Annotated in this window: 2 protein-coding genes; both read right to left on the reverse strand. The window is 48.2% G+C overall.

What is annotated here, in order from left to right; all coding sequences use genetic code 11:
* Positions 1 to 1,536: DNA repair protein RecN (recN, locus tag B7Y67_RS15170; protein WP_293599353.1), on the reverse strand; the 1,536-nt coding region annotated here is incomplete at its 3' end.
* A gap of 26 nt (positions 1,537 to 1,562) precedes the next feature.
* The gene (locus B7Y67_RS15175) at positions 1,563 to 2,468 is read right to left on the reverse strand and encodes an NAD kinase (protein WP_215301939.1); all 906 of its coding nucleotides are present in this window, start codon (positions 2,466 to 2,468) and stop codon (positions 1,563 to 1,565) included.
* Positions 2,469 to 2,514: the final 46 nt, after the last annotated feature.

Raw genomic sequence — 2,514 nt, forward strand, 5'->3', positions numbered from 1 at the left:
CGCCTGTGATTTGCTGACTTTCAGATGGTGATTTCCTTGCGCAGCCACTTGCGGCAAATGGGTCACGCACAGAATTTGATGTGATTCGCCCAGTTGACGGAGCAACTTCCCAACTGTCTCTGCAACAGCGCCACCAATGCCGGCATCAACCTCATCAAATATTAGGGTTGGGGTAAATGACGCCTTGCTGGTGATGACGCTAATGGCCAGACTGATGCGGGCCAACTCCCCGCCGGAAGCCACTTTTGCTAACGAGCGTGGGGTGCTCCCAGCATGACCTGCAACCAAAAACTCAATTTGCTCAAGACCCTGGGCACCTCCTTCTGGAAGGGGTAGCAAAGCAATCTCCAGCTGACCACCTGCCATTGATAGGTCCTGCATGGCAGCGGTAACCTGCTTGCCTAAATCTAGCGCGGCTTTACTACGTTTTTGGGAGAGTTGTTTTGCTTGCTTGAGATAGGCTAATTCTTCTTGTTTCACCTTCTCGCGCAGAGCCTCTATATTTTGAGATGCTGTCAATGCTTCTAAACGTTCAGTGGTATCAAGTAGTAGTTTTGGCAGGTCATCTGCCTCGGTGCGATATTTTCTAGCTGCGCCATGAAGTGCTTGCATACGCTCCTCTACTTCACTAAGGCGGGCAGGATCTAAATCCAGCTTTTGTAAGTAGCGATTGAGGCTGTGTACTGCTTCATCAATCTGAATTTGTGCAGACTCCAGCGCTTGGCTGATTTCGCTTAATGATGAGTCATGCTCTGCCAATGCACTCATATTGGCGCTAGCTTTAGAGAGGGTGGACTCTACAGAGTTATCAGCATCGCTGAGAACATCAATTGCTTCTTGGCAGCCACTGATAATTTTTGCGCCATTTGCTAGGCGAGCATGCTCACTTTGAATGGATGTCCACTCACCTTCTTGTGGAGAGAGCTCGCTTAGCTCTTCTAGCTGCCATTCCAGGCGCTCACGCTCACGTTCAATATCTTGCCCAGCATTTTCAGCTTGCTCTAGTTTGCGACGCGATTCATTTAGAGCTTTAAATAATTGAGAAACCTCGACCACAAGATCCATGTGATTCGCATGGCGATCTAGTAGTTCACGTTGCGCGCCACCTTTAAGTAGTAGTTGATGTGCATGCTGCCCATGAATATCAACCAACTGATCGCCTGCTTCACGCAGTTGTGCCAAGGTTGCTACGCTGCCGTTAATAAAAGCGCGGCTACGACCATTTACCTCTACAGTTCTTTTGAGGAGCAGGCTTTGCCCATCATCTTCAAGTGGAAAGCCTTGCTCATCAAGCCATTGATTAAAGTATTGATTTTGCTGTGAATCTACTCTAAAGAGAGCGCTAATTTCTGCACGATTGCAGCCCTCACGTATCTGGCTACTATCTGCACGCTCACCCAATACCAGGCTGAGCGCATCCAAGAGAATGGATTTACCGGCACCCGTTTCGCCGGTGAGGACTGTAAAACCTGAGGAAAGATCTAGTTCTAACTGGTCAACAATGACAAAGTCACGAAGCGATAGTGTTTGAAGCATGACCTAGCGTACCTAAAAGTTCGACATCAGAATGTCGATGGATACTCATTCCAATGTAACTTCTCTCGCAAGGTTTTGTAGTCACTGTGACTGCGAGGGTGAAGTAGTGTGATGGTTTTTTTGGATTGACTGACTTCAATGATGTCGCCTGATTGCAAATTAGTCTGTGATTGCATATCGAAGTTCACAATCACTTCCCTACCATCAACTACCTCGATGCTCACCACAATATCTTGTGGCAATACGATAGGGCGATTAGATAATGAGTGTGGGGCAATTGGGGCTAACAGAATTCCGGCTACACGCGGATGCAAAATAGGCCCGCCAGCAGAAAGTGCGTAGGCAGTTGAGCCAGTAGGGGTTGATACGATCAAGCCATCAGAGCGCTGGTTGTACATAAACGAGCCATTGACGCGCACTGCGAGTTCGACCATTCCAGAAATTCCAGAACGATTCACAACAACATCATTTAAGGCGAGAGCCTGATTAATCTGTTTGCCATTGCGCATGACAACTGCATCGAGCAGGGTTCTCGTGTCAGCTTCATATTCACCGGCAATAATTTGCGGCAAGACTGTTTGAACATTTTGGATTGGGATATCAGTCATATAACCCAGGCGACCCATATTGATGCCAACCAGGGGGACTTTGCTGCCCGCCAATTGACGGCCAATGCCAAGCATCGTGCCATCGCCACCCAAAACAACTGCTAGATCGATGGCATCAGAAAACTCCTCGACCTTTTTGACTGGGTAGGTAGTTAGCCCCAGATGGCTTGCAGTAGCGCTTTCAACATAGACCTCACAACCTTGTTCGCCCAGCAGGCTAGCTAGGTCCTTGAGGCGTTCTTGCATGCCATCAGCCTGATATTTACCGACGAGCGCAACCCGGCTAAATGCCTTTTTGCTGGAATTTGGGGATGGGCTTAACATATAACGATTAAACCATACGCATAAAATCCCTTCCACTATGGATGAT

The sequence above is a fragment of the Polynucleobacter sp. 35-46-11 genome, from assembly GCF_002281105.1.

Bases quoted from the DNA above. Each gene is read 5' to 3' on its own strand.
- B7Y67_RS15175 (WP_215301939.1), bottom strand. From the start codon at position 2,468: ATGTTAAGCCCATCCCCAAATTCCAGCAAAAAGGCATTTAGCCGGGTT.